The following is a 353-nucleotide window of genomic DNA, read 5'->3' on the forward strand; positions in this document are numbered from 1 at the left end:
AAAAAATTACGAAACGCTCTACCTGCGGTTTCGTGATTTCCGCAAACGAAAAGAACAAAACTACGAAACACGCGATAACGCTGTGACCTGCATAGACACGTCACATTTCGGCGGTGTTTCGTAATTTTGCGGTATTTCGACCCAAACCTTTTAAGAGAGAGACACAGACACGCATTGCAGGCACATGTCTACGACACAGAGCGTCCTCGTTGAGGGCACGCTGCAGGGGTTGCGGCTATGTGACACGGCCGGGATACTGCCACGCTGCAACACGTCCGTGGCGCGCCGTTGTGTGACACGCAACACAGGTGTTGTGTGTTCGTTTCGTAGTTTTGACCTCGTTTCGTAATTTG

It is taken from the genome of Brevibacterium sp. HMSC063G07 (assembly GCF_001810665.1).
GTDB lineage: Bacteria > Actinomycetota > Actinomycetes > Actinomycetales > Brevibacteriaceae > Brevibacterium.